The sequence below is a fragment of the bacterium genome, from assembly GCA_016708315.1.
Taxonomy (GTDB): domain Bacteria; phylum Zixibacteria; class MSB-5A5; order CAIYYT01; family CAIYYT01; genus JADJGC01.
This window is the reverse complement of record JADJGC010000023.1, coordinates 557,491-579,324: the sequence shown is the minus strand read 5'-3', so window position 1 is coordinate 579,324 and position 21,834 is coordinate 557,491. Positions and strand designations below refer to the sequence as shown.

Here is a 21,834-nt window from a genome sequence, read left to right as displayed (position 1 = left end):
AAGCTCCTCTCGACAGTTCTCTTTGAAAGGAGAACTCGGCGATGAGTGTCAACAACGAGATTATTGAAATGATACCTCTGCTCGTGCAGGGTAAACTTAGCAAGCCAGAGACCGAACGAATTGAGGCGGAAATCTCCAATTCCAAAGCTCTACAAGCTGAATACTCGTTTTGGCAAGGTATCTATGCGATCCGTCGCTCAATGCCGAAATTCGACTTCTCCAACCATCCCGCTGTCGAAGCTCTCGACCGTTTCGCGCTTGGTCGAATCAATCAATTCTCTTCTGAGTACACAGAAGTTGCCGTGCATCTTCAGCAGTGTCCGTCTTGCAGCAGCGATATTGAGCTTCTGCGATTGGCAGTCAAGTCTCTTCCCGAAGATCCTGGCACCGAAGCAGTCAGTGAAAAACGAAGCTGGCTGTCTCAACTTATTGGATCGGCGGCGATCTCGAAGATTGTCGCTCCCATCGCGCTGACCTTGATTCTTGTTCTCAGTGCTGTGGTAATGTTGAATCGCCCGGGAGAAGAGTCCCTGCTTGTTCGCGTCTCGCTCACCATGCAGAATGAAAAACGCTCCATTGCGGATGAGGGACAGGTACCTGAGATGCAAGTGGCTCTGCAAAAGAGCACTCGCGAACTCATATTCGCATTCCCGACAGATCGGGTCGAACTCCCTGACTATCACTACAGCATAGATCTCAACCGTCGCGGGGGCGGCACGCACAATCTGGAAAACCAACAGCTTGAGTGCCTTCCGACGGAGTTACTAAATCAGTGCGAACTGAAAGTCACCGATAGGGACGTCCTGAACGTGTTGAAGGAAGGCGGAAGTTTCTCGCTTTCAATTAGAGAAGAGTTCCCTGAAGGCGTTAGCCTCGTGCCGGCTGAATATGAATTCTACTTCAATGTCTCGGTGAGCGAATAACAGGCGCTGCGATTCTCGTCATTTCTCGATTCCCCTTTGATACTTAGGCTCAAGCAGCCAACTCAGTAACGGGTGCTCATCTCCAGTGCCTTCTTAAGATCAAGACACAAGTAGGATCCCACACCTTTCCCACGACGTTTAGCAGTCTGCTCAAGAATGTACTTGATGCGATCATGCCTCAATGAGGCGTCGCTGTCGTTCGCTACCATCAATGCTATTGCGCCAGCTACCCGTGGCGCAGAGAAGCTGGTGCCTTCTTCCATCACGAAGTACTCGTCTCGCAAAAGCGTTTTTCTTCGTCGGGGGTCATTGACTTGAATCATCACATCTTTGGAAGCTGCAACTTTGATCCATGCGCCTTCAGCATAGATGTCCGGCTTGTTGACTCCCGCCTTGGTAGGACCCCGGCTTGAGAAGTGAGAAATCTCGGCAGGATCATAGCACGTTGTATAGTCGGTAGTGGAACCAAAAAGATCGCGCCACGAAACAACGCCGTTGTTTATTGAGCCCACGGTCACCACATCGCTAACATTGCCTCCGGATCGTATTTTGAACTGATTCGTATGGTCCTTGCGGCTGATTGCCTTTGTTAGCTCCGGTGGATTCAAGTATGTAACATATCCGTGCCAAACTCCGGAATCGCCCATCATCTCTACTTGCCATGCACCGCTTCGTAGGTTGCCGGCACTGCCTGTTTCTGAATTCAGGGTGTCATTGTCGCGCAGGATAATCCGCACCGCTCCCCATTTCTCCATGCGATTGCGATTGTTGGATATCATCACAAAGCCGTCATCGCTGACTTGCCGCAACGTACGCGCATCTGGTGAAATCGGACCGAATTCCGTGCCTGATGGCGAAGTCAGTTTCACAGTGTATGCGTTTTCGACCGGATACCACAATTCGAGGATACAGGCATCGTCAGCGGGTTTGTCTTCCGTAGTCTCGATCTCGAGCTCAAACGATGCAGTCCCAGCTTTGTGCACGTGCATCCGGTTGTTCTCATCGCGGCACGGATTGTCTTCCTCATAGTTCTCGTTTCCGGCAACAGCAACAATTCCCTTTAGTAATCCACCTCCGAGATTGGCATCAAGTTCGCCCTTCAGAATCTGTGCCAAAATGCCTGTCTCGCCATCTTTGGCGCCGCCCTTTGGTAAGTATGACAAGGAGATGATGTAGGGCTGTTGTCGTTCTTCTGCTATCTTCTTGATGAAGTCGATGCCATACGCCAGCATCATTTCATCAAAGTTGAAGTAGTCGACCTTGACCACCACCAGATCGGCATCGGGAGCCGCGCCGCAGGTATTGCCCGCTGCAACCGAAGCAACCATTGTTCCGTGGCCGTCAAAGTCGTGCGATGCACAATCTCTGGAGTTGATTTCTGCGCCTGTATAAACCGAGCCGAGCACGGAACCGTCTTCAAATCCATAGTTGTTGCGGGACGAGTCGAGTTGATCCCATAACGCAATGATCTTGTGTCCGTTCTGGCGGCGAAACTCCGGATGAGTGAAGTCAATACCGGTATCAATCAAGCCGATAATGACGCGCGAATTTGCTACCGCACCTGCGGAATCAAGAGATTCTATTTTTTTTTTACGCTGTTATCTTGGGAGGGTAATTGCGTGGTGGCACGCGCTGCGTAACCATCCGGCACAACCGGTTCGATGCGCTGAACAAAGTTCAGGTTTTCGATTTCGGGAAGCTGCAACAAATTGATTCGAGCGGCAAGGATATTGCCGAACTTAGTCAAGGAGCGAACGTCTTTGGACTTGAGTTGATCCAGATCAGCAGATTGAGTAGAAGATTCAGTAGTTATGAACACCTTCACCCAAAGTGTATCGCCAAGAAGTTCAAACTGTATGGCGTCGCGATATGAGCGGATAACATCAATGCCGGATTCGTCAGCCAAGTACGAATAGTACAGATCGTCGAGATTGTTCAACGACTTCGTGAGACGTACTGAATCAGCTTGAGCCGACGCTGCGAAAAGCAACGCTATCAGAATGAATGTCATGAACTTGCTAGTCATCTGGACCTCAAGTAGTTTGAGTTGGAAAATAAAGTCAAGATGAATGCTTTGATTAACGAATTTCTAACAATTCACTAACGCAAGGTACACGCAAATCGACGTTAGCGCAGCGATTCACCCAAAGTGAGCCTAAATGGAGACCAGTAGTAGGGGTGACGGTGGCGTAGTCGGGGAGATGCTATCATCTCTAGTTTGGCAGACCGAAGAGCCTCGGCATAGCCCTTATTGATATTCTCGTAGAAAGTTTTCATAAACGTCGCAGTTGTGAAGTCCTCGACCTCCCAGAGCGAGACCAGCATGTTTCTTGCTCCGGCTTGCATAAATGCCTTCACAAAGCCCTCGATACCTTCGCCAATGTCGAGTTTGCCGCCGCCTGATTCACACGATGACAAAACCACCAAGTCGGCAGACAGATTGAGCTCGCCTATCTCTGCCAGGGTAAGTGCATTCCCAAAGTCAGTAGAGAGCGTATCAGTCGAAAGCCAAATCTTTGATCGGCGCGGATTGTTGTAGTTGATCGTTGAGTGCGTTGCAACATGGACGATGTCGTAGTCCGACAATCTCAGTTTCAGTAATTCTGATTTGGTGGCATCGGCGGCAGTCAGAATTGTGCAGTTGGATTTGCCAAAAATGTCGCTGATCCAATCGACTTCACGGACGCTAAATGGCAACTGCTTCTGCTGTGTGTCGTTTCTTGGATCGGCGAGCGCCAATAGTCTGCGGCTCTCTTGCGCAGTCGTTTTGCTATTCGTCGAGCTATACAAGAAGAGCGACGGAATCGAAGCGACTGACGCATATTCAATCAGATACTTGCTATCGCGTCGAAGTGCTTCAAACGGCAGCACGTTTAGTATTCCGTCAGCAGATACCAGGATGTGGTCATAGTCGCCGAAAGGAAGCACGGAGTCTGGCAGAAGCGGTTCACCCAGGACGTCAGCAATGATCAAAAGGTTATCCAGCAGAGATTCGTCTTTTATTGATGTTTGAATCAAGCGGGCAAACTCGGAAACCAAGTTGGTGATCTCGCTTCGTCCGGCAATCTTGTGTACAGCAATCTGTTTCTGGTCGATCCGAACGACATAGCCGGCATCCGGCGCCAATAAAAATGACATCAATGCGGTACGCGCATCCGGGAGAGTCTTCTGGATCTTCCGAATCGCCATCGGCGACGGCGCAAAGGATCTCTCGGACCCGGGATCTGCAAGACTCTGCTTCAGGCGCAGGTTTGCCAATTGAAGTTCCAGCTCTTGCAGCGAAGCAAGTTTGCGCTTGATTGATTGGCCATCCCCATCGTCTGCAAGAGTCTGCTCAATCTGTTCCAGCGAGCGCAATAGGCGCAGTTCCTCTTTCTTCAATTTCGTCTCTGCCGGAGACGCGGGAATCTCGTCGTTGCTTCCCAATGCATCGAGAAGTCCACGCGACTTCGCTTTTTCGATGTAGACAAGAAGTGAGTCCTCGGCGCCGGCAAGTTGTCCAGACTCTCGCAGATGGTAAAGCGCTGTTACCATTTGTTCGTAGACAAAGCGAGAGCGACCTTGAAAACTCGTCCGCAATTGCGGATCGGGTATGCTTCCACGCGATTGTTCGGAACGCGCTATGACTCCGGCAAGAGTGTGGAATGCAGACAACCACTGCTTTTGGTCTGCGGCAAGTGCCGCGTTGATTATCTCAACGCGCTGAACATTGGAGTAAGTCGAACAGGAGTCGAGAAGTGACTTAGCTTCTGCGAGATACTTGCTTGCTGCCGTTATCGAACGATTCTGTCGTGAAAATTCCGCCCGCAAACAGAGAAAGTCGATTCTGCGCTGAACAGATTGTGATTCGGAGCCAATTGATTCGGCACTATCAAGGGCACTCATTGCGCCGCTGTGGTCTCCTTGCAGTTGACGTAAGTGCGCCAGGTGCGTGAGTGATGATGCGAGCCGCCGATTGTCGCCGGCAAGTTCTGCGATTTGCAACGCTTGGCGAACGTAAACTTCGGCAGTCGCCAAATCACCGGTTGTCATGAATAGTTCTGCGAGATTACTCAGTGTCTCAGCAGATTGAATCCGCATCGCAAACTGGTTGCGGATTTCCAATGCCCGACGATAGTAGTCGCTTGCCTGTTCGAGATCACCGAGCCTTTGGTGCAGCGAACCGAGATTGTGGTAGATTGTCGCCTGTGCGATGCGATTGCGAGTGGACGCCGCCATCTCTTGAGCGGTGACGTAATGACTCATCGCCTCCGTGAACCGACCCATTGCCGACTCAAGGGATGCGATGTTCTGCAGTATTGCCAGCGCCAATCGGGAGTTCTGCGACTTGCGTGTCATTTCAAGCGCGGTCGAGTATTGGCTCAAGGCGCTATCGACTTCACCCTCAAGTTCGGCGACAACGGCGGAGCAATAGAGGAAACGCTCGTTTTGTTGTTGTGACAATTGCCTTTGCGAGAGCTGTCGGGCTTCACTTAGCCACTCTCGCGCAGTCGAAATGGAAACGTCGCGAGCAAACGCCGGAATAATCATTAACAGTGATTGGATTACCTTAGTCGAATCTCCAATTTCGCGCCGCAACTGCAAAGCTTGCTCGGCAAATCGAAGGGAGCTCGTCTTGTCACCAATCGAGAGGTAGACTGAGGCGATATTGAAGAGCGCGTCCGAAGTACCTGCACGATCGCCAAGTTCGGTCTTAATGACACGCGCCGAGTCGAAATAGTCGCCGGCTTTGAGGAATTCCCCTCGTTGCTCGTGAAATCTACCAACAAGACTGTAGCCCCGCGAGAGTCCATCCTGATCCCCGATCATACGACTGACAGTAATTGCCTTGTCCAACAGTTGTTTCAAACTCTCAGCGCCGGACATGTCGGTACTCGAAGCTCCGGCAAAATGCCAGCAGTTTACTGCGGAGGACGAATCGCCAAGTGCGAGAAAGCGTTCTGCCAACTCGCGCATATCGGCAACGAACCGATTGCGTTCCTTGGGTTCGCCTCCGAGTCCCATCTGATTCGTAGTGAATTCCAATTTCAGCTGTTGTCTTGCCGACCACTGCTTGCTGCGCCAATTGCTGAATTTTGCGCACTGCCGAATGTAGAAGTCATCTCCAAGTCTGTCGAACACGAATTGCGCGGCATTATTCAATTCCAGCAACTGAGCTGAGTCGCCACCGTCGAAGTATTCTTCCAACCCGCGCTGGAGATAGCGGTAAAGTTCAAACCGACTTTCAAATTCGAGTGAGTCGCTTTTCAGCGAATCAAGTTGCACGTTACTCTGTGCCAAGATTGAATCACAAAGAAACACTGCCAATAGAAACAGCAGGCAGACAGTTCGCCCGACGTAAACCAAAGTCAATTTCATGTTGCGTACCATCATCGAAGGCAATCTATATCGCATTTGTCCGATGAACAAGCGCCATGCAACACGCAAAAAAATCAACGGTTTTATCCAATTTGTCTCAAAAACACCTTTAATCTTGGCAATCCTATCCTTATATTTTGTGTCAGCAGGCGTTTGGTAACATTACCAATCTTTCTACATTCTTAGAGCCTGCATACAGGAGCATAAATGACGTTTGAGAATAATGAACGGTTCTCCGGAAGTTACGCGCTTTTGAAAGTCCGTGATCGCCAGGAACGATTGAAAGTAATTCAAACTATCGCAGATTTTCGGCAGGTCATTTCGGCCGATGCAGTTGATGGCGAGTATGATATCGTACTTCTCATTCGAGAACTGCCCGGTGCCAGCATCGACCAGTTTGTCAGGAACACAATTCACAGTATCGACAAGGTCGATTCCGTCGAGGTCTGTCATGTTGAATTGACAGTCGATGGTGTCAACGATGACGACACCAAGTCTGCCAAATCCGCTAAATCCTATGCGGAATGCTTCCTGTTTCTCGAGACAGACCGACAGCACTTTGAGGACATTTTCAGCGCCATAAGTGTATTAAGCGCTGTAACTTCCTGCGAAGTTGCCAGTGGCCAGTTCTCGCTCGTTTTGCGAATGGAAGCCGCTACATTCGATACGCTTGAGAAGATCATAAATGAGAGAATCCGCCCTCTTCCCGGTGTTCTTCGTGCAAAAGAAAGCCGCATCATAAAGCTTGCTGGTGTCTAAGCCGACACTAATACAAGATAAATTGACTCAGAAATCCATGAATGGGATGGAAAATATCCATAAACCGGACGATTTTGCTTGCGATTTTTTTCACAAAGAGATAGCTTTGCCAAAGGGAACGCTTACCGACCGACACCATTTGGAATTAGCGGTGTGATCGTCTCAGCGCTCTACATTAGGAGATAGATTGATGGAGACGAAAGACAAAGAATTCAGACCATTTAATATCGATATCTGGAAGCACGATGGCCACGCGGGAGCCTTAATCCCGTTGCTCCAGTCGGCACAAGACACTTACGGTTATGTATCCGAACGTGCAATCGACTATATCAGTCATGTGACCGGAATTCCCCCGGCAGAGATCTATGGCGTAGTCACATTCTATGCGCAGTTCCGCACAAAGCCTCTTGGTGAAAAAGTTATCAAGGTCTGTAACGGTACGGCATGTCACGTCAACGGCGTCAAGGAAATCGCAAATACGCTCAGCGACGAACTCGGAATCAACTACGAAGAGACAACCGAAGACGGCAAATTCAGCATGGTCTCCGTCGCGTGTCTCGGTTGTTGCTCATTAGCACCAGTAGTTATGGTTAGCAATGAGACATTCGGACGTTTGACACCTCAGAAAACGCGCAAGCTTGTGCGCGACCTGAAGCGGAAGTAGGGAAGGCGAAGCTAATATGGCAATAAAAACAGTAATGGTAGGGCTGGCAACTTGTGGCATCTCTGCCGGTGGCGAAAAAGTATTCGAGGCTTTCCAAAAAGAACTTCAGGAAGGTGCAGATTTTCTCCTGCGCGAGACCGGCTGCGTCGGCATGTGCTATCGCGAAGTGCTGGTTTCGATTTCCAATGGAAATCAGGAATCATACTTGTACGGCGAAGTCACGCCTGATCGCGTCAAGCGAATTGTCGCTGAACACATACAGAATGATACTCCGATAGACGAATGGCTCGTTTCCGGCGTCGACCGGGAAGTCGGCTTCTTCGATAAACAAGTGCGCATTGTCCTTCGCAACTGCGGCGTGATCGATCCAAGCTCATTGGAAGAGTATCTCCAAAGCGGCGGCTATAAGGCAGTCGAAAAAGTTGTCAAAGAGATGACACCGGAACAGGTCATTAAGGAAGTTCAGATTTCCGGACTTCGTGGCCGCGGTGGCGGTGGCTTCCCTACAGGGAAGAAGTGGGAACTGACCCGCGCGAGTGTCTCTGAGAAGAAGTACATCATCTGCAATGCCGACGAGGGCGACCCTGGAGCGTTCATGGATCGCTCAGTTCTCGAGGGCGACCCGCATTCTGTCCTAGAGGGAATGATGATTGCCGGATTCGCAATCGGCGCTGACGAAGCATACATCTATTGCCGGGCAGAGTATCCGAAGGCCGTCGCCCGTTTGCGACTGGCAATCTCACAAGCGAAAAAGCAGGGACTGCTTGGTGCAAACATTTTCGGAAGCAGCTTCAATTTCGATATCAAAGTTAAGGAAGGCGCAGGTGCTTTTGTCTGCGGCGAAGAAACTGCGCTGATTGCCTCGATTGAAGGTCGCCGCGGCATGCCGCGATTCCGGCCGCCATTCCCGGCACAGCAGGGCCTTTGGGGCAAACCGACGAACATCAACAACGTTGAGACATTTGCGAATATCCCCTGGATAATTCTTAACGGCGGTTCTGCTTATGCTGCCTACGGCACCGATGACAGCAAAGGCACCAAAGTCTTCGCTATGGCGGGCAAAGTCAAGAGGACCGGTCTGGTCGAAGTTCCGATGGGGATGAGTATCAATGATATCATCTTCAAGATCTGCGGCGGTATCGTAAACGACAAGAAATTCAAAGCTGTTCAAATGGGCGGACCGTCGGGTGGTTGCATTCCCGCTTCGCTTGGCGAGACTCTGATTGACTACCAGCAAATTAACAAGACCGGAGCGATCATGGGCTCCGGCGGTATGGTCGTGATGGATGAAACCACCTGTATGGTGGATGTCGCGAAATTCTTCCTCGCCTTCACGCAGGCAGAGTCGTGCGGCAAGTGTACGTTCTGCCGAATTGGCACCAAACGCATGCTCGAAATACTTGAGCGCATCACCGAGGACAAGGGCAAGGAAGAAGACCTTGTCACGCTTGACCAACTTGGCGAACAGATAAAGATCGCATCCCTCTGCGGGCTCGGACAAACCGCGCCAAATCCGGTGTTGTCAACTCTGCGATATTTCCGCGACGAGTACGAGGCGCATATTCGGCAGAAGAAATGCCCGGCGCATGTCTGCTCGCCGCTGCTGACCTACACGATTGACCAGGAAAAGTGCAACGGCTGTATGCTCTGTCCGCGCTCTTGTCCGACCGATGCGATTATTGGCGAGAAGAAGCAGCCGCACAAGATTCTTCAGGAACTGTGTATCCAGTGCGGCAAATGTTTCACCGTCTGCAACCAGGACGCGGTTATCAAGGATTAAGGTGAATTATGATTACGATTACAATTAACGGAAAAGAAGTCACCGCTGATCCCGGCAAGACAATTCTCGAAATCGTCCACGATCAAAAACTTGATTCAATTCCGACCCTGTGTTACGACAAGAAGCTCGAACCGTTCGGATCATGCTTTTTGTGTGTTGTCGAAGTTGAAGGTATGAGCAAACTCGTACCGTCCTGCGCCACCAAACCGTGGAATGGAATGGTACTCAAGACTCGCTCACCCAAGGTTGTCGATGCCCGCAAGACTTGCCTGGAGCTGCTGGTGTCCAATCACCATGCCGATTGCTTCGGTGCATGTCGATTGAATTGCCCTGCCGACGTCGACATTCAGGGATATCTGTCGTTGACGTATCTGGGCAAGTATCACGAGGCAGTCCAGCTCATCAAAGAAAAGAATCCGTTCCCATCGGTCTGCGGTCGTGTTTGCACTCGCAAGTGCGAGTTGTCATGCCGAAGAAAATTGATTGACGATGCCGTTGGGATCGACTATCTGAAACGATTCTCCGCCGACAAAGACCTTGATGACATGTGGACGCCGGTTCCGAAGCCGCGCAATGGTAAGAGAGTCGCCATTATCGGCGGCGGTCCCGCCGGATTGACTTGCGCCTATTACCTTACGCTTGAAGGTTACGAGCCGACAGTGTTTGAAGCATTACCCGAACTCGGCGGCATGTTGCGCTACGGAATTCCAGAGTACCGACTGCCCAAGGAAATTCTCGATAAAGAAATCAAGTGGATCACGGATCTCGGCGTCGAAGTACACACCAATACCAAACTTGGACGGGATATCACGATTGACGCGCTATTCGAGCAAGGATTTAAATCGGTGTTCGTTGGACTTGGCGCCCAACTCGCCAAGAGTATGGGTATCGCTAATGAGCAGGTGAAGAACGTGCTCGGAGGCGTGGATTTCCTCCGCGATGTTACAATGGACAACGCTCCGGCTATAAAGGGGCGAGTCGTTGTTGTCGGAGGCGGCAACACTGCCATCGATGCGGCGCGAACCTCATTGCGTCTCGGTGCTGACGAAGTCGTACTTCTGTATCGCAGGACACGCAAAGAGATGCCGGCAAACGAAATGGAAATCGTCGCTGCCGAAGAAGAGGGAATCGTATTCAAGTATCTTGCGGCGCCGACCAACATCAATTCCAAGGATGGTGTTCTTCAGTCGATGGAGTGCATCGAAATGGAATTGGGCGAACCGGATGCTTCCGGTCGTCGTCGTCCGGTCGAGAAAAAGAATTCCAATTATACGCTTGAATGCGACTTTGTGATTTCAGCCATTGGACAAGAGGCCGATCTCGCCGGTGTCGATGGTGACAAAGAAGATGACAATCACATCGAACTGAGCAAGTGGCACACAATCATTGCCGCTGAAGGCACTTTCAGGACCAATCGTCCCGGTGTATTTGCGGGTGGTGATGTCGTCACCGGTCCCGCTGACGCTATTGATGCTGTCGCTGCCGGGCGAATGGCTGCGTATGCCATTGAGCGCTTTATCGAGACTGGCCATTACGAACGGCTCAAACCGCTATTCGCCAGCCGCAAAGATAATCTCAAGGCGTTTACGACCGAAGACTTCTGCGATCCGCAAACGAGCGAACGAATACACATCAAGGAATTGCCCGTCGCTGAAAGAATTCATTCCTTCAAGGAAGTCGAACTCGGACTTACGGAAGACCAGGCAAAGTTCGAAGCCTGCCGCTGTATGGAATGCGGCTGTCAGGTCGCGCTTGAATGCAAGTTGCAGGATTACTGTGGTGAGTATGGAGCTGATCAAAAACGATTCGTGGGCGAGTTTAATCGGTACAAGGTAGATACGCGTCATCCGTACATCACACTCGACTCCAATAAGTGCATCAACTGCGGACGCTGTGTGCGTACTTGCGCCGACATTCTTGACGTCTCGGCGTTAGGGTTCGTTAATCGCGGATTCCGTACCATGGTCAAACCGGCGCTTGAAAAAGCTCTCGCCGACACGAACTGCGTTTCCTGCGGCAATTGCGTCGATGTCTGCCCGACTGGCGCGATAGTCAATAAACTGCCGTTTGGCCGTTCAGGACCCTGGGTCATGAACCGTGTCAAGAACGTCTGCAACTTCTGTTCAATCGGCTGCAATGTCGAAATCAATGCCAAGACCGCCGACTTGTTCTTTGTCTCCGGCTCTTTCGAAGGCGAACCGAACTTCGGCGAACTTTGTGTTCGCGGTCGTTATGGATATCAACAACTGCTCGGCAATGAACGACTCCGCAAGCCATACGTTCGCAAGGGTGGTGATCTGGTTCCGGCCACTTGGGAAGAGGCCTGGGAGCGGATTGAACAAGGCTCGAAGGACCTTCGCCTCGAATACGGACGCAAGGCAATGATGGTATCAGCGTCGCCCAAACTTACTGATGAAGAGTTGTACCTTGCAGGCAAGCTCGCTCGCGTCACACTCGAGACCAACTCGATTGGCAGTTTCCAGCATCTGGCGGCCGAGGCTGACTTTCATGCTCTCGACAGCGTCATGGGTGCAACTGTGTCGACTTGCGGCACGGCTGAGTTGGAAGCAGCCGACTTGATATTGTTGGTCAATTGCGATCCATTCATAGAAAATCCGGTTCTCGGTTTCCGACTCAAACGCATGCTCAAGAAGGGCAAGCAGGCGATCGTGATCAACTCCGCTGATATCGGCATCAATCGCTTCGCAACGCAATGGCTTGACCCGCGTCGCGGAACGGCAACGTTGCTTCTCAACGGACTGATGGCTGAAATTGTGCGTCACGGTGGCGACGATAAGCCATATCTCGAATCGCGCACGAAGAACTATGATCGTTTCCGCCGCTACATCGAAGTTATAAATACCGATGAAGTCTCTTCGGTCACTGGCGTTCGGACTACTAAGATTGAAGAGTGCGCAAAATTGCTTTCAGCGAAGAACAAGAAAGTCGTCGCAATATACAATCACGATAGCCGCCGCGATCGTTCATCAAATGATCTCAAGGCGCTGACCTCGCTGATGCTAATGACTGGACGTATCGGTACTGAAGGCAACGGCATGATCTTGCTGACCAGCCAGGCAAACACACGTGGAATGCATATCGCAGGGTTTGACCAGAAATTGCTTCCGGGTGAAACGCTGATCACGCCTGAGTCTTTCTCCAATTTGTCGGCATTGTGGCACAATGATCTCGAGTGCTTGAAAGAATGGCAATGGCAGGGATTTCCGTACAGACTTTGAAAATGGCAGTATTAAAGGCGCGGTCATACTCGGTGAGAATCCGGCAATTGACTCTGCGTGGTACAAACGTATTGAGAAACTTGAGTTCCTTGTGGTCGCCGATTTATTCATGACCGAGACTGCGAAACTTGCAGACGTTGTCCTTCCTCTCAATAGCTATGTCGAGGATGAAGGCACGATGACAAACTGGGAGGGATTGCGTCAACCGCTGAAACCGCTCAGCAAGCCGCTCACCGGCCACAGCAACATTGACGTTATCGCCCGAATCATGCAGTCAGCCGATGGCGGCGTCCACGGTGTGACCTACTCGCATGAGTTCCTTGCCAAAGAAATGCACCAGCTGATTCCTGAACGCAATCAGAAGGTTGATAATGCGGCGAAGTTCCGGCAGCGTTTTCCGACTGTCGATGGATTGGCGAGTTTCGAGATATATCCGACGCAAGTCAAGGCGACCGATGTCAAGTACCCCAATGTATTGGTGCTTGACGAACGCACTGACGCCAAGTTATCACAGGTGTTCGGAGATAAATAAATTCAGGTGAGAGGGAATCAAGGTGCGGCAGTCGAGCGAGACTGCCGCACTTCTGCTTTTCTGGCGGGAACTTACGACTTCTTTTCCACTTTGTTGGATTTGAGAAGTTCTTCAATTTTGCCGGTAATCTCATCTCCTGTCGGTTCGACCTTTGAAGGCCAGCGCGCCACGAGATTGCCGTGTTGATCGATGAGAAACTTGCTGAAATTCCACCCAATCTCACCCGGAATTCCGGAAGACTCCGTCAGATATTTGAACAACGGGTGAATGTCGTCACCTTTGACACTGACCTTTGACATCATGGGGAATGAAACGTCGAATTTCGTGGAGCAGAATTCCTTGATCTCTTCGTCAGTCCCCGGCTCCTGGCCGCCGAAATTGTTTGCCGGGAATCCGACGACAACGACTCCCTGCTCTTTGTACTTGTCGTATAGCGCTTCGAGTCCAGTATATTGCTTGGTGTAGCCGCATTTGCTGGCCACATTCACTATCAGCACAACCTTGCCGTCAAACGCACTCAGATTGGTTGTTTCGCCATCAATTGTCTTGAAGGGAACAACTTTGTAGTTTCCTGCGGCTTGGTCGGTCATCAATTTCTCCGTTTTAGCTTCTTTCTTCGCGATTTGTGACGGTGTTCCAGCCAACGCCAGACCAGCCAACAAGATTGCGGCCACGCCTATTGTAGTCAATTTTCTCATGTCAATCCTCCGTGTAATATTAAAGTTACTCGTTTATACGTTCGAAGGAGCGGCGATAGTGGTATCGACAGCAATAATCGGTGATTGACAAATTGGAGTATATCGAACTATTTTGCAGTGAAAACTACACTGCGGAGGATAGGTATGGCAGCCAAAAGCAAGAAGCACGACTGGTCGCAGTTTGTTCTGCGGGTTTATATCAACGCCAAGCCCGAAAAGGTGTTCAAAGCTTGGACCGATGACAAGGTCGTGTCCAAGTGGTTCACCCAGAAGACAGTCATTGAGCCGCGCAAGGGAGGACGCCTCTATTTCGAATGGCTGGCTGGGGACAAACTCGAAACCAAGGTCAAACAGATTCTGAAAGACAAGAAATTCATCTTCCCGTTTGGTAACGATGGCACAGAAGTTTCAGTGACCTTTAAGAAAGACGGAAAAGGCACTCTCTGCGAGTTGAAGCAGTACAACATGAAAACTGATCCCGAATCAAAGTGGTCGATGCACAAGGGCTGCACACAAGGCTGGACCTTTTTCTTGACCAATCTCAAGAGTTATCTCGAACATGGGATCGATTTGCGCAGCAATGATGTCAAACGCAGCTATCGCGACGACTACGTAAACAGTTGAGCGACAATCTCTAACCAGCACCGCGTCCGTAGAGCGAAAACTCGCAATTTCGACTGCTTAGTTCATTTCAATATCGTATAATATTGCGATGAAACGATTCTACTTGTTGTTCGTGACAATCATCGTGTCGGTCGTGGTGATTGTCTCTTGCGGCGCGGACTCTACAGAGACTCCTCAGGACAAGACCACCGTCATCGACGCGCCGGATCAGATAATGACCAATTCGGAAATCTATCTCACCAGCGGCGGCAAGCGCAAGGCTACAATCAAATCGGATACGTTGATGACCTATGCTCGCATCGACACGACCTTACTATACAAGGTCGAGGTGCTGTTTTTGACAGCTCCGGCACTCACACTTCAACACTTACGGCAGACTCATCGCGGGTAAGTCAGCGCGCCAGCACTATGTCAGTGTTTGGAAATGTCAAAGCCTGGACGCAGGATAATCGTCGTCTCGTCGCGGACTCGCTCCGCTGGAATGCCAAGACCGAACTGATTGAGACAGAAGGGTACGTCGAAATCTACCGGGGCGAGGACATGATCTCCGGGTATGGATTGGAGACCGATCAGCGCCTGGAGCACACTACAATCAAACGCCAACCCAAGGGAACATTCAGTGAACCGGATTAGCATTGCAGTAGTTCTATTTATCTCATTTGCACTTTTCACTGTTTCAAATGCCGAGGACATTTCCCCTGACCAGTTTCGGCGTATGGTCGGCGATGAGATAAAGGCCAACGGCTCCTCCGGAGACTCTATTGGTACAGTGATGCGCGTAAGCGGATATGGTGAGAAGAACAGGGATTTCTTGATTGTTCCCGTAGTTCGAAATGGATCGCTGGTTTCAGTATACCGCGACGATCCGAAGCGGAGTTCAATTACTGAGATCTGTTCAAAGTCTAATGTAAAGGCTCTTAAGTTGACACTCTTCTCAATTGAGGGCGCCAAGCGCGAATTGGATAAGCAGGGAGTAGTTGACCCGGTGCCGAAGCTAATCAGCGTCGGGCCAATTTCATTCTTGGGAGCACTGTCGGCCGGTTGGTATCACGACACCGGCGAATCGTTCGTCTTCTTGTCGTTGTCCGGGCGACTCGTTACCGAATCTGATATCGCCCGCTACTGGCCCGAACATCTCGAAGACTTGCGCGCTGTCGGTCGTTAAGATCGCTATTCGGGAACTCCGACGGATGCGACTACATAATTCTTCGTATCGAAGTACTTCTCCGCAACTCGTTTGACATCTGCCGGCGTGACTGCTTTCATCGCAACTATCAGATCATCCTCGACATCATACTTACCGACGAGAAATTGATTCACAGCCATGTAAAAGCTTGGTTGATGCGCGACAATCTTGCCGTCAGTTGCGCCCCCCAAAGTGAATTGACCGAGCGCTCAAGTTCTTCAGCAGAAACGTCAAACGTGCGCATTGAATCAATGACTTGAAGTATACCGGCTTTTGCGACGGCGTAGTTCTCAACGCCGGTTCCCATAGCCGCCGAGAACCAACCGAAATCGCGATCAAAACCGACACCGGCGCCGACTCGATAGGCAAGTCCTTGTTGTTCGCGCAGTACTTTGCCTAAGCGAGTCGAAAGAATATCCGTTGCTACGCGCAGAACAACAGCATCCGGGCTCGAAGCGCCGCAGACTGCATTGCCGATGTACATGTAGGCTTGCTTCTTTTCCATCGGCTTGTTCTGTTTCATTTCGCCCGATACCGTTACCGGCGCTACAGTCGGCACTATCCCAAGATCGACCTTCGGCATGTCTCCGAACGCAGCCTTGATTTTCGCCAGCATCTGTTCAGGCTCAAGGTCGGTGCAAATCGACAATATGATGTTATTCGGCGCATAGAACTTTGCATAATGCGCGCGTAGATCTTCAGCAGTGAATCCACCGACAGACCGCATATCTCCGGTCTCCGGACTGGTGAAGCGGGTATTCTTGAACAACATGTCATAATATAGATTCTTGGCCACATCAGACGTCGAACCTGACTGCATTCCCAGAACGCCCATCACTTCGCCGCGCACTTGTTCAACTTCACTCTCCGGGAATGTCGCGTTCTTGACCATTTCCGCAAGCAACTCCAAACCTTTGTCGGTAAAATCCGAAATCGTTTCGAATTTCAAGAATGAGAATTGCCGCGATGTGTAGCGGTCATCATAGGGAATATAGGGGTTGTCGTTCGTCGTCAGGTTTGCGCCAATCGCCGCAAGCGCCCGTGACATCGATTCCGTCGAGTAGTTCTTGGAACCGTGGGTCAGCATGCGGTTGACGAAATCGGTGATGCCTTCCTTGCTTTCGGCTTCCATTGCCGCGCGGTTCTTGCCGAGCACCATGAATGCCTGCACCTGCGAGTATGGATTGGACTTGATGATAACTTCCAGACCGTTCGGGAGCGTTTCGTGCGCATACTTGCTCTTGATCTGTGATGCCGAGGAGGTTTTTGACTCGGCAGGCGGAGTCACGACTGTCGCGATATAATTGAACGGTTTGAAGTATCTTGCCGCCACGCGTTTGACATCGGCGGGCTTGACCTTTTCCAAATTAGTAGTCATGTTATCAATGAAGTCGTAGCCGGTTGCGACCATCAAAGGAGCAATCTGGAAGCCGTAGTAGTGCAGCTTCTCCTTCATGTATATTTCACTCGTCTTGGCCGAAGTGATTACCGACTTGATGTCCGCTTCGCCGGGTTCCCATGTTGCAACAGTCTGCTCCATCGTCAGATTCAACGCGTCGATTACTTTCTGAACGTTCTGAATCGAATCGGTCTTGATCGAAATGTCGTAGGTGCTGAAATCTTTCTGCGTATTGATCCCTGCTGAAACTGACTGAGTGAGACTTCCATCAGTGCCGGATAGTGCATTCAACAATGGCGAAACACCTTGAGTATTGAGGAGTTCGTTCAGAACATAGAACGCAAAGTAATCAGGATCGGACCAAAGCGGCGCGCGTGAAGTGAAACTCAGGTAACAACTCTTGGTCTCCATCTCCTGTTTCACAATCCGCTTTTCATTGGGAAGATTTACAGAGAATTGCGGCACCGGAGGAATCGCCTTTGCCGGAGTGGTACCGAAATACTGTTTGTACTTCTGGATCATGTCGGCGGTGTTGAAGTCGCCGATTACCAGCGCCACCATGTTGTTGGGAGCATAGTAGGTCTGGTAATAGTCCAGAATCTCTTCGCGAGTTATCGTGTTAATCAGATTCTCGTACCCCAGTACCGGGCGCGCATAGGGTGTCCCGGCGAATGCAACTGACTGATGCAAGTCATCGACGATGTCGTCGATACGGTCATGCGCTTGACGAATTTCTTCGTTGACGACCTTACGTTCCTTCGGGAACTGCTCTTCGGGAAGTATCGAGTTGAACAGCTGATCCGACTGGACATCAAGACCCTGATCGATGTAGTCGGTCGGCATCAACACTAAGTAAGCGGTCAGATCCTTGCGCGTAAAGGCGTTGATGTATCCGCCGTGCCGCTCGATTAAATCGTCCAGCTCCGATTGCGATTTGGTCTTCGTTCCGTCAAACAGCAGATGCTCCAAGAAATGCGTCGCGCCATTATTGAACTGATTCTCATAACGTGCGCCTGCATTGACAAATACAATTGATGTGATCATCGGGGAGGAGTGATTCTCCACGAAGATCGCCTGTAAGCCATTATCCAGAGTGACCTTTGTAGAAGGCAACCCGGCATAGGCTGTTACGGACAAAATTGAGATAAGCAGTGCAACTGCCAGATAACGAAACGACATTGATTCCTCCGAAGAATTAGACCTTATGACCTTGCAATCAACCTCTGCGACGAGTCTAAGTCAAGAATATTGATGACGGCGTCGGCATTGTCACTGCGAAGTAACAAAGAAAAGCGCCCGACTTACGCCGGGCGCTTGAAATTGCAAGATTCGAGGTTACATGAATGTGTTTAGCTATTGACGAGATTGACAAACTCGTCAATACGTGCTGTCGCACGAAGCACTGCCGAACGCCAGAACTCGTCCTTGGTCAAATCAACATTCAGGTGCTTCTTTGCCACCTGTTCAGTCGTCATCTTGCCGGTGTCTTCGAGCATGCTCCGATATTTCTTCGCGAAGCTCTTGCCTTCTTGTTCGGCGCGTTCGTAAACACCGCCCGCAAACAAGAATCCCATCGTGTAGGGGAAATTGTAGAATGGCGAGTCGGTGATATAGAAGTGCAGTTTTGACGCCCAGAAGCGCGGGTGATAACCTTCCTTTGGGTCCAGAATATCCCCAAATGCTTCCTTCTGCGCCGCCAGCATCATCTCATCGAGTCGACTCACGCCGACAATGCCGTCTGCCCGTTCTTCGTAGAAGCGCTTATCAAACAGGTAGCGGGCATAGATGTTGCAGAAGAGGATCAATGTCCCTTGTAAGTCCTGATCAAGCAGCATCAGCTTGCCCTGCTTGTCGCTGACTTCCTGCAAGGCTGCACTGCCTACGCGAAGTTCATTGAAAATGGAAGCGGTTTCCGCCAGTCCCATCGGATACTCAGTTGCCAGTTGAGGCGTATCTTTGAGCACCCACTGATGGTAAGCGTGACCGAGTTCGTGCGCGAGTGTCGACATACTGCTGTAATCATCGGAGTAAGTCATGAACACGCGCGATTCGCCGCGAAGATTCAAACCTGTGCAATAAGCGCCATCGGCTTTTCCTGCGCGGTCTTCCGCCTCAACCCATCGTTTGTCAATTGCCATGCGAGAGAATGTCGCCATCTCTTCGGAGAATGAACCAAGGTGCCGGACAATGAATTCGACCGCCTGATCAAAGGTGAATTCGAGATCGAGATGCCCGACCGGAGCGAATTGGTCGTACCAGCAAAACTTGTCCGTGCCCATCAGTTTCTTCTTGGCATCGGTGTAGCGCTTCAAATCCGGGATCACCGACTTGACCGCGCTCCACATTGCGTCGAGAGTCTCTTGCTGGCTGCGATTAAGCATCAACGGTTCGACTAAAGCGTTCTTCCAGCCGCGATTGCGGTATAGTGCAAGACGAAATCCTGCTTGAGAATTCAGTGCTGAAGAACAAACGCCGGTTTCTTTTGCCCAGGTCTTTTCGAATGTCTCAAATGCGCGGCGCCGGATATCGCGATCCGGATTTTGGAACTTGTTCGAAAGCTGGCCGATCGACATGGTCTCAACTGTGTCTTTCTCAGCGAATTCGACGGAGATTTCGCCTGAGACTTTGTCATACAACCGCGCCCAGCCATGGTAGCCGTTTACCGCGAGTTCTTGAGCCAGCGCTTCCAATTCCGGGGACATTTTGTGTTTCGCCATGCGGCGCATTTCATCAAGCGGGAATTTGATCTCGACGACCTTCGCATCCGCAGTGAGTTTCTCCCACTCTCCGTCGGACTGTGCGGCGAAGCTGGACTCAAATCCGGTGCGTAAATTCAGCCACGACGCTATGTGGGTGTCGATTTCAGCTTCGAGCGTTTGCGCGTTATCATCCTTGACGTTCTGGGTCGCAAGGCAGTGGGCAAACGACCGCGCCATTTCGAGATGTGCGCCAATCCGCTGAAATTCGAGGATAGCGCCGATCCATTGTGCGCGGCTGGAGTCGTTAAGTTGTACCGGAAGTGTCTTCACACTTTCCGCAAGCTTGGCCAAATCGGCACGAACCGCGTCGCAGAATTTCCGGAATTCCGGCGATGAACTGCCGCCGGCAAATATCGAATCGAGGTCCCATTTCGGCGAAACCGCCTTGGACTTATTCGAAATGTCAACATTGGACATAGTGGTTCTCCTGAACTGATGTAGAATTACCGAACGGAGTTCGGTAAGCGGTTACTTAATTTTCAAAATTAGCATTATTGCCACAGACTGTCAAGAGTCATTATGGCGCTATAAGTGTTCGAGCTCAATTCGTTTGGCGCGCGGCAGCATATTCTTGACGTGACCATCCTGAAACAGCCCGCAGCCAAGCGCATAGCGGTCATAGCGAAGCAGGATATAACCATGCGTCGCGTCCACAATATCTTCGTCGCCCGGTTTGATATCGAGCCCTTGAAGATACTTCAAAGTCTGGTTTCGCGAAAGTGTAATTGTATTGCGCGTCGCCAGAGCCCCAAAGATTTGCAGGAGATTGGTGGTTGGTTTCACGCTCTTATGGACCCGTGCAATCAGAAGCCCGGCAGTGTCGGGCACAATTGTCTCATCGTACTGCTTTGGACCCACAATCACCCGGCCCTTTGGACCGGCATAGAATCCAAAATCATCGAACAGCTTCTTCGACAAACCGAAGCGCAATTCAAGATAATCGAAGACCAGCTCGCGAGTTTCCGATTCGCAAAATTCGATCATTTTCGCACCTTTGCAAGGAAGAATCCGCCGGTATCGTGGAAGTGTGGGAAGATGCGCTTGGTCAACGCCATTTGCGGGTCAAAGTCCTTGCCCTGCCACGAGGTCAGTCCGTTGGTCATGGTCAGACCGGGAATTTCAATCTGCTCAAGTTCGGCTGGCCGGTTGTCCAGGAGATGCTGAATTGTCTCTTCGTTTTCTTCCGGCGCGAATGTGCAGGTTGAGTAGATCATGGTCCCGCCGACGCGCAACAGGTCAAATGCTTTAGTAATCAACTGCCGCTGACGATTGGCGCTTGCAGGGATTCGCTTTGCCGACCACCAAGTGAACAACTTGCGATCTTTGCGCATTGTGCCTTCGGAGGTGCATGGTGCATCGAGCAGGATGATGTCGAATTCTGTCTGCGGGAAATTTCGTAAATCGTAATTCGTGACAACAGTGTTGAGCGCACCGGTCTTCTCGAGATTGAATTTCAGTGCTCGAATGCGGTCATACTCAAGATCGTTTGCGACGATGGTGCCGCGGTTGTTCATCAAAGCCGCCAACTGCGTCGTCTTCGAGCCCGGCGCCGCACAGGCGTCAAGCACCGAGGTTGCACTCGCCAACTGATTGCGAACCAATAGCGGCGGCAACATTGAGGTCAAGTCCTGAATGTAGATTGCGCCGATGAAATGTTCCAGCGTCGCGCCGAGACGAACATCATCGGAACTGAAGGCATGCTCATACCACGGACAATCGTGAAGCGGAATGCCGTAACCGGCAAAGCGCTCGCGAACGTGGGCGACTTCAGCCTTGAGAGTATTGACCCGACAAGACCGCGGCAATGGCCGCAGCAGAGCATCAAAGAATTTCTCGGGCTGATCTGAAAGAGATTCGTAGCGCTGGCGAAATTCAGCGGGTAGTTCAAATTGCATTGTTGGATGATACCGCTA

Annotated in this window: 18 protein-coding genes; 9 read left to right on the top strand and 9 right to left on the bottom strand. The window is 50.9% G+C overall.

All coding sequences use genetic code 11. The annotated features are described in order from the left end of the window. Positions 1 to 41: 41 nt before the first annotated feature. On the top strand, positions 42 to 923 hold the full coding sequence (locus IPH59_14815; GenBank protein MBK7092966.1) for a hypothetical protein: 882 nt from the start codon (positions 42 to 44) through the stop codon (positions 921 to 923). 62 nt (positions 924 to 985) lie between these two features. Here the strand turns inward: IPH59_14815 and IPH59_14810 are convergent, their stop codons facing one another. From IPH59_14810 to IPH59_14800, 3 genes are all read right to left on the bottom strand, one after another. Continuing rightward, positions 986 to 2,452: a S8 family serine peptidase gene (locus IPH59_14810; protein MBK7092965.1), complete on the bottom strand. Its 1,467-nt coding sequence runs from the start codon at positions 2,450 to 2,452 to the stop codon at positions 986 to 988. A gap of 50 nt (positions 2,453 to 2,502) precedes the next feature. Further along, positions 2,503 to 2,949, bottom strand: a complete 447-nt coding sequence (locus IPH59_14805; GenBank protein MBK7092964.1) for a hypothetical protein — start codon at positions 2,947 to 2,949, stop codon at positions 2,503 to 2,505. Positions 2,950 to 3,050: 101 nt separating this feature from the next. After that, the gene (locus IPH59_14800) at positions 3,051 to 6,317 is read right to left on the bottom strand and encodes a CHAT domain-containing protein (protein ID MBK7092963.1); all 3,267 of its coding nucleotides are present in this window, start codon (positions 6,315 to 6,317) and stop codon (positions 3,051 to 3,053) included. Positions 6,318 to 6,488: 171 nt separating this feature from the next. On the opposite strand from IPH59_14800, the gene IPH59_14795 reads away from it, so the two are divergent. The 5 genes from IPH59_14795 to IPH59_14775 all read left to right on the top strand — a co-directional run bounded on the left by IPH59_14795 (position 6,489) and on the right by IPH59_14775 (position 13,255). Further along, entirely contained in the window at positions 6,489 to 7,040 is a 552-nt protein-coding gene (locus IPH59_14795) for an Lrp/AsnC ligand binding domain-containing protein (protein MBK7092962.1), read from the top strand. A 190-nt stretch (positions 7,041 to 7,230) separates the two neighbouring features. Further along, positions 7,231 to 7,704 (top strand): NADH-quinone oxidoreductase subunit NuoE, encoded by a 474-nt coding sequence (gene nuoE, locus IPH59_14790; protein MBK7092961.1) that lies wholly within the window; start codon positions 7,231 to 7,233, stop codon positions 7,702 to 7,704. A gap of 16 nt (positions 7,705 to 7,720) precedes the next feature. Continuing rightward, entirely contained in the window at positions 7,721 to 9,484 is a 1,764-nt protein-coding gene (locus tag IPH59_14785) for an NADH-quinone oxidoreductase subunit NuoF (GenBank protein MBK7092960.1), read from the top strand. 8 nt (positions 9,485 to 9,492) lie between these two features. Beyond that, complete coding sequence (locus tag IPH59_14780; protein MBK7092959.1) at positions 9,493 to 12,723, top strand: FAD-dependent oxidoreductase; 3,231 nt, start codon at positions 9,493 to 9,495, stop codon at positions 12,721 to 12,723. 10 nt (positions 12,724 to 12,733) lie between these two features. Continuing rightward, positions 12,734 to 13,255 (top strand): molybdopterin-dependent oxidoreductase, encoded by a 522-nt coding sequence (locus tag IPH59_14775; GenBank protein MBK7092958.1) that lies wholly within the window; start codon positions 12,734 to 12,736, stop codon positions 13,253 to 13,255. Positions 13,256 to 13,326: 71 nt separating this feature from the next. On the opposite strand, the gene IPH59_14770 is transcribed toward IPH59_14775, so the two are convergent. Further along, positions 13,327 to 13,845 carry a glutathione peroxidase gene (locus tag IPH59_14770; GenBank protein ID MBK7092957.1) on the bottom strand — a complete coding sequence of 173 codons (519 nt, stop codon included), beginning with the start codon at positions 13,843 to 13,845 and terminating at the stop codon, positions 13,327 to 13,329. Between the two features lie 252 nt (positions 13,846 to 14,097). Between IPH59_14770 and IPH59_14765 the strand changes: the two genes are divergently transcribed. The 3 genes from IPH59_14765 to IPH59_14755 all read left to right on the top strand — a co-directional run bounded on the left by IPH59_14765 (position 14,098) and on the right by IPH59_14755 (position 15,742). Then, positions 14,098 to 14,577: an SRPBCC domain-containing protein gene (locus IPH59_14765; GenBank protein MBK7092956.1), complete on the top strand. Its 480-nt coding sequence runs from the start codon at positions 14,098 to 14,100 to the stop codon at positions 14,575 to 14,577. A 147-nt stretch (positions 14,578 to 14,724) separates the two neighbouring features. After that, positions 14,725 to 15,210, top strand: coding sequence for an LPS export ABC transporter periplasmic protein LptC (gene lptC, locus IPH59_14760; protein MBK7092955.1), 486 nt, complete (start codon positions 14,725 to 14,727; stop codon positions 15,208 to 15,210). After that, positions 15,197 to 15,742 carry a hypothetical protein gene (locus IPH59_14755; protein MBK7092954.1) on the top strand — a complete coding sequence of 182 codons (546 nt, stop codon included), beginning with the start codon at positions 15,197 to 15,199 and terminating at the stop codon, positions 15,740 to 15,742. Before lptC ends, IPH59_14755 begins: the two co-directional genes overlap by 14 nt. Before the next feature lie 5 nt (positions 15,743 to 15,747). Here IPH59_14755 and IPH59_14750 read toward each other — a convergent pair whose 3' ends face one another. The 5 genes from IPH59_14750 to IPH59_14730 form a co-directional block, all read right to left on the bottom strand. Next, positions 15,748 to 15,903: a hypothetical protein gene (locus IPH59_14750; GenBank protein MBK7092953.1), complete on the bottom strand. Its 156-nt coding sequence runs from the start codon at positions 15,901 to 15,903 to the stop codon at positions 15,748 to 15,750. After that, positions 15,894 to 18,341, bottom strand: a complete 2,448-nt coding sequence (locus IPH59_14745; GenBank protein ID MBK7092952.1) for an insulinase family protein — start codon at positions 18,339 to 18,341, stop codon at positions 15,894 to 15,896. Before IPH59_14745 ends, IPH59_14750 begins: the two co-directional genes overlap by 10 nt. Positions 18,342 to 18,511: 170 nt before the next feature. After that, positions 18,512 to 20,338 (bottom strand): M3 family oligoendopeptidase, encoded by a 1,827-nt coding sequence (locus IPH59_14740; protein ID MBK7092951.1) that lies wholly within the window; start codon positions 20,336 to 20,338, stop codon positions 18,512 to 18,514. A 108-nt stretch (positions 20,339 to 20,446) separates the two neighbouring features. Continuing rightward, complete coding sequence (locus tag IPH59_14735) at positions 20,447 to 20,905, bottom strand: hypothetical protein (protein MBK7092950.1); 459 nt, start codon at positions 20,903 to 20,905, stop codon at positions 20,447 to 20,449. Further along, positions 20,902 to 21,816: an RsmB/NOP family class I SAM-dependent RNA methyltransferase gene (locus tag IPH59_14730; GenBank protein MBK7092949.1), complete on the bottom strand. Its 915-nt coding sequence runs from the start codon at positions 21,814 to 21,816 to the stop codon at positions 20,902 to 20,904. Before IPH59_14730 ends, IPH59_14735 begins: the two co-directional genes overlap by 4 nt. Positions 21,817 to 21,834 lie beyond the last annotated feature (18 nt).

Excerpts from the sequence above, each read along its gene's own strand:
- IPH59_14770 (MBK7092957.1), bottom strand. The coding sequence starts at position 13,845 with ATGACCGACCAAGCCGCAGGAAACTACAAAGTTGTTCCCTTCAAGACA.
- IPH59_14805 (MBK7092964.1), bottom strand. The coding sequence starts at position 2,949 with ATGACTAGCAAGTTCATGACATTCATTCTGATAGCGTTGCTTTTCGCA.
- IPH59_14735 (MBK7092950.1), bottom strand. The coding sequence starts at position 20,905 with ATGATCGAATTTTGCGAATCGGAAACTCGCGAGCTGGTCTTCGATTAT.
- IPH59_14780 (MBK7092959.1), top strand. The coding sequence starts at position 9,493 with ATGATTACGATTACAATTAACGGAAAAGAAGTCACCGCTGATCCCGGC.
- IPH59_14795 (MBK7092962.1), top strand. The coding sequence starts at position 6,489 with ATGACGTTTGAGAATAATGAACGGTTCTCCGGAAGTTACGCGCTTTTG.
- IPH59_14745 (MBK7092952.1), bottom strand. The coding sequence starts at position 18,341 with ATGTCGTTTCGTTATCTGGCAGTTGCACTGCTTATCTCAATTTTGTCC.
- IPH59_14730 (MBK7092949.1), bottom strand. The coding sequence starts at position 21,816 with ATGCAATTTGAACTACCCGCTGAATTTCGCCAGCGCTACGAATCTCTT.
- IPH59_14800 (MBK7092963.1), bottom strand. The coding sequence starts at position 6,317 with ATGCGATATAGATTGCCTTCGATGATGGTACGCAACATGAAATTGACT.
- nuoE (MBK7092961.1), top strand. The coding sequence starts at position 7,231 with ATGGAGACGAAAGACAAAGAATTCAGACCATTTAATATCGATATCTGG.
- IPH59_14750 (MBK7092953.1), bottom strand. The coding sequence starts at position 15,903 with ATGGCTGTGAATCAATTTCTCGTCGGTAAGTATGATGTCGAGGATGAT.
- IPH59_14765 (MBK7092956.1), top strand. The coding sequence starts at position 14,098 with ATGGCAGCCAAAAGCAAGAAGCACGACTGGTCGCAGTTTGTTCTGCGG.
- IPH59_14785 (MBK7092960.1), top strand. The coding sequence starts at position 7,721 with ATGGCAATAAAAACAGTAATGGTAGGGCTGGCAACTTGTGGCATCTCT.
- IPH59_14815 (MBK7092966.1), top strand. The coding sequence starts at position 42 with ATGAGTGTCAACAACGAGATTATTGAAATGATACCTCTGCTCGTGCAG.
- IPH59_14740 (MBK7092951.1), bottom strand. The coding sequence starts at position 20,338 with ATGTCCAATGTTGACATTTCGAATAAGTCCAAGGCGGTTTCGCCGAAA.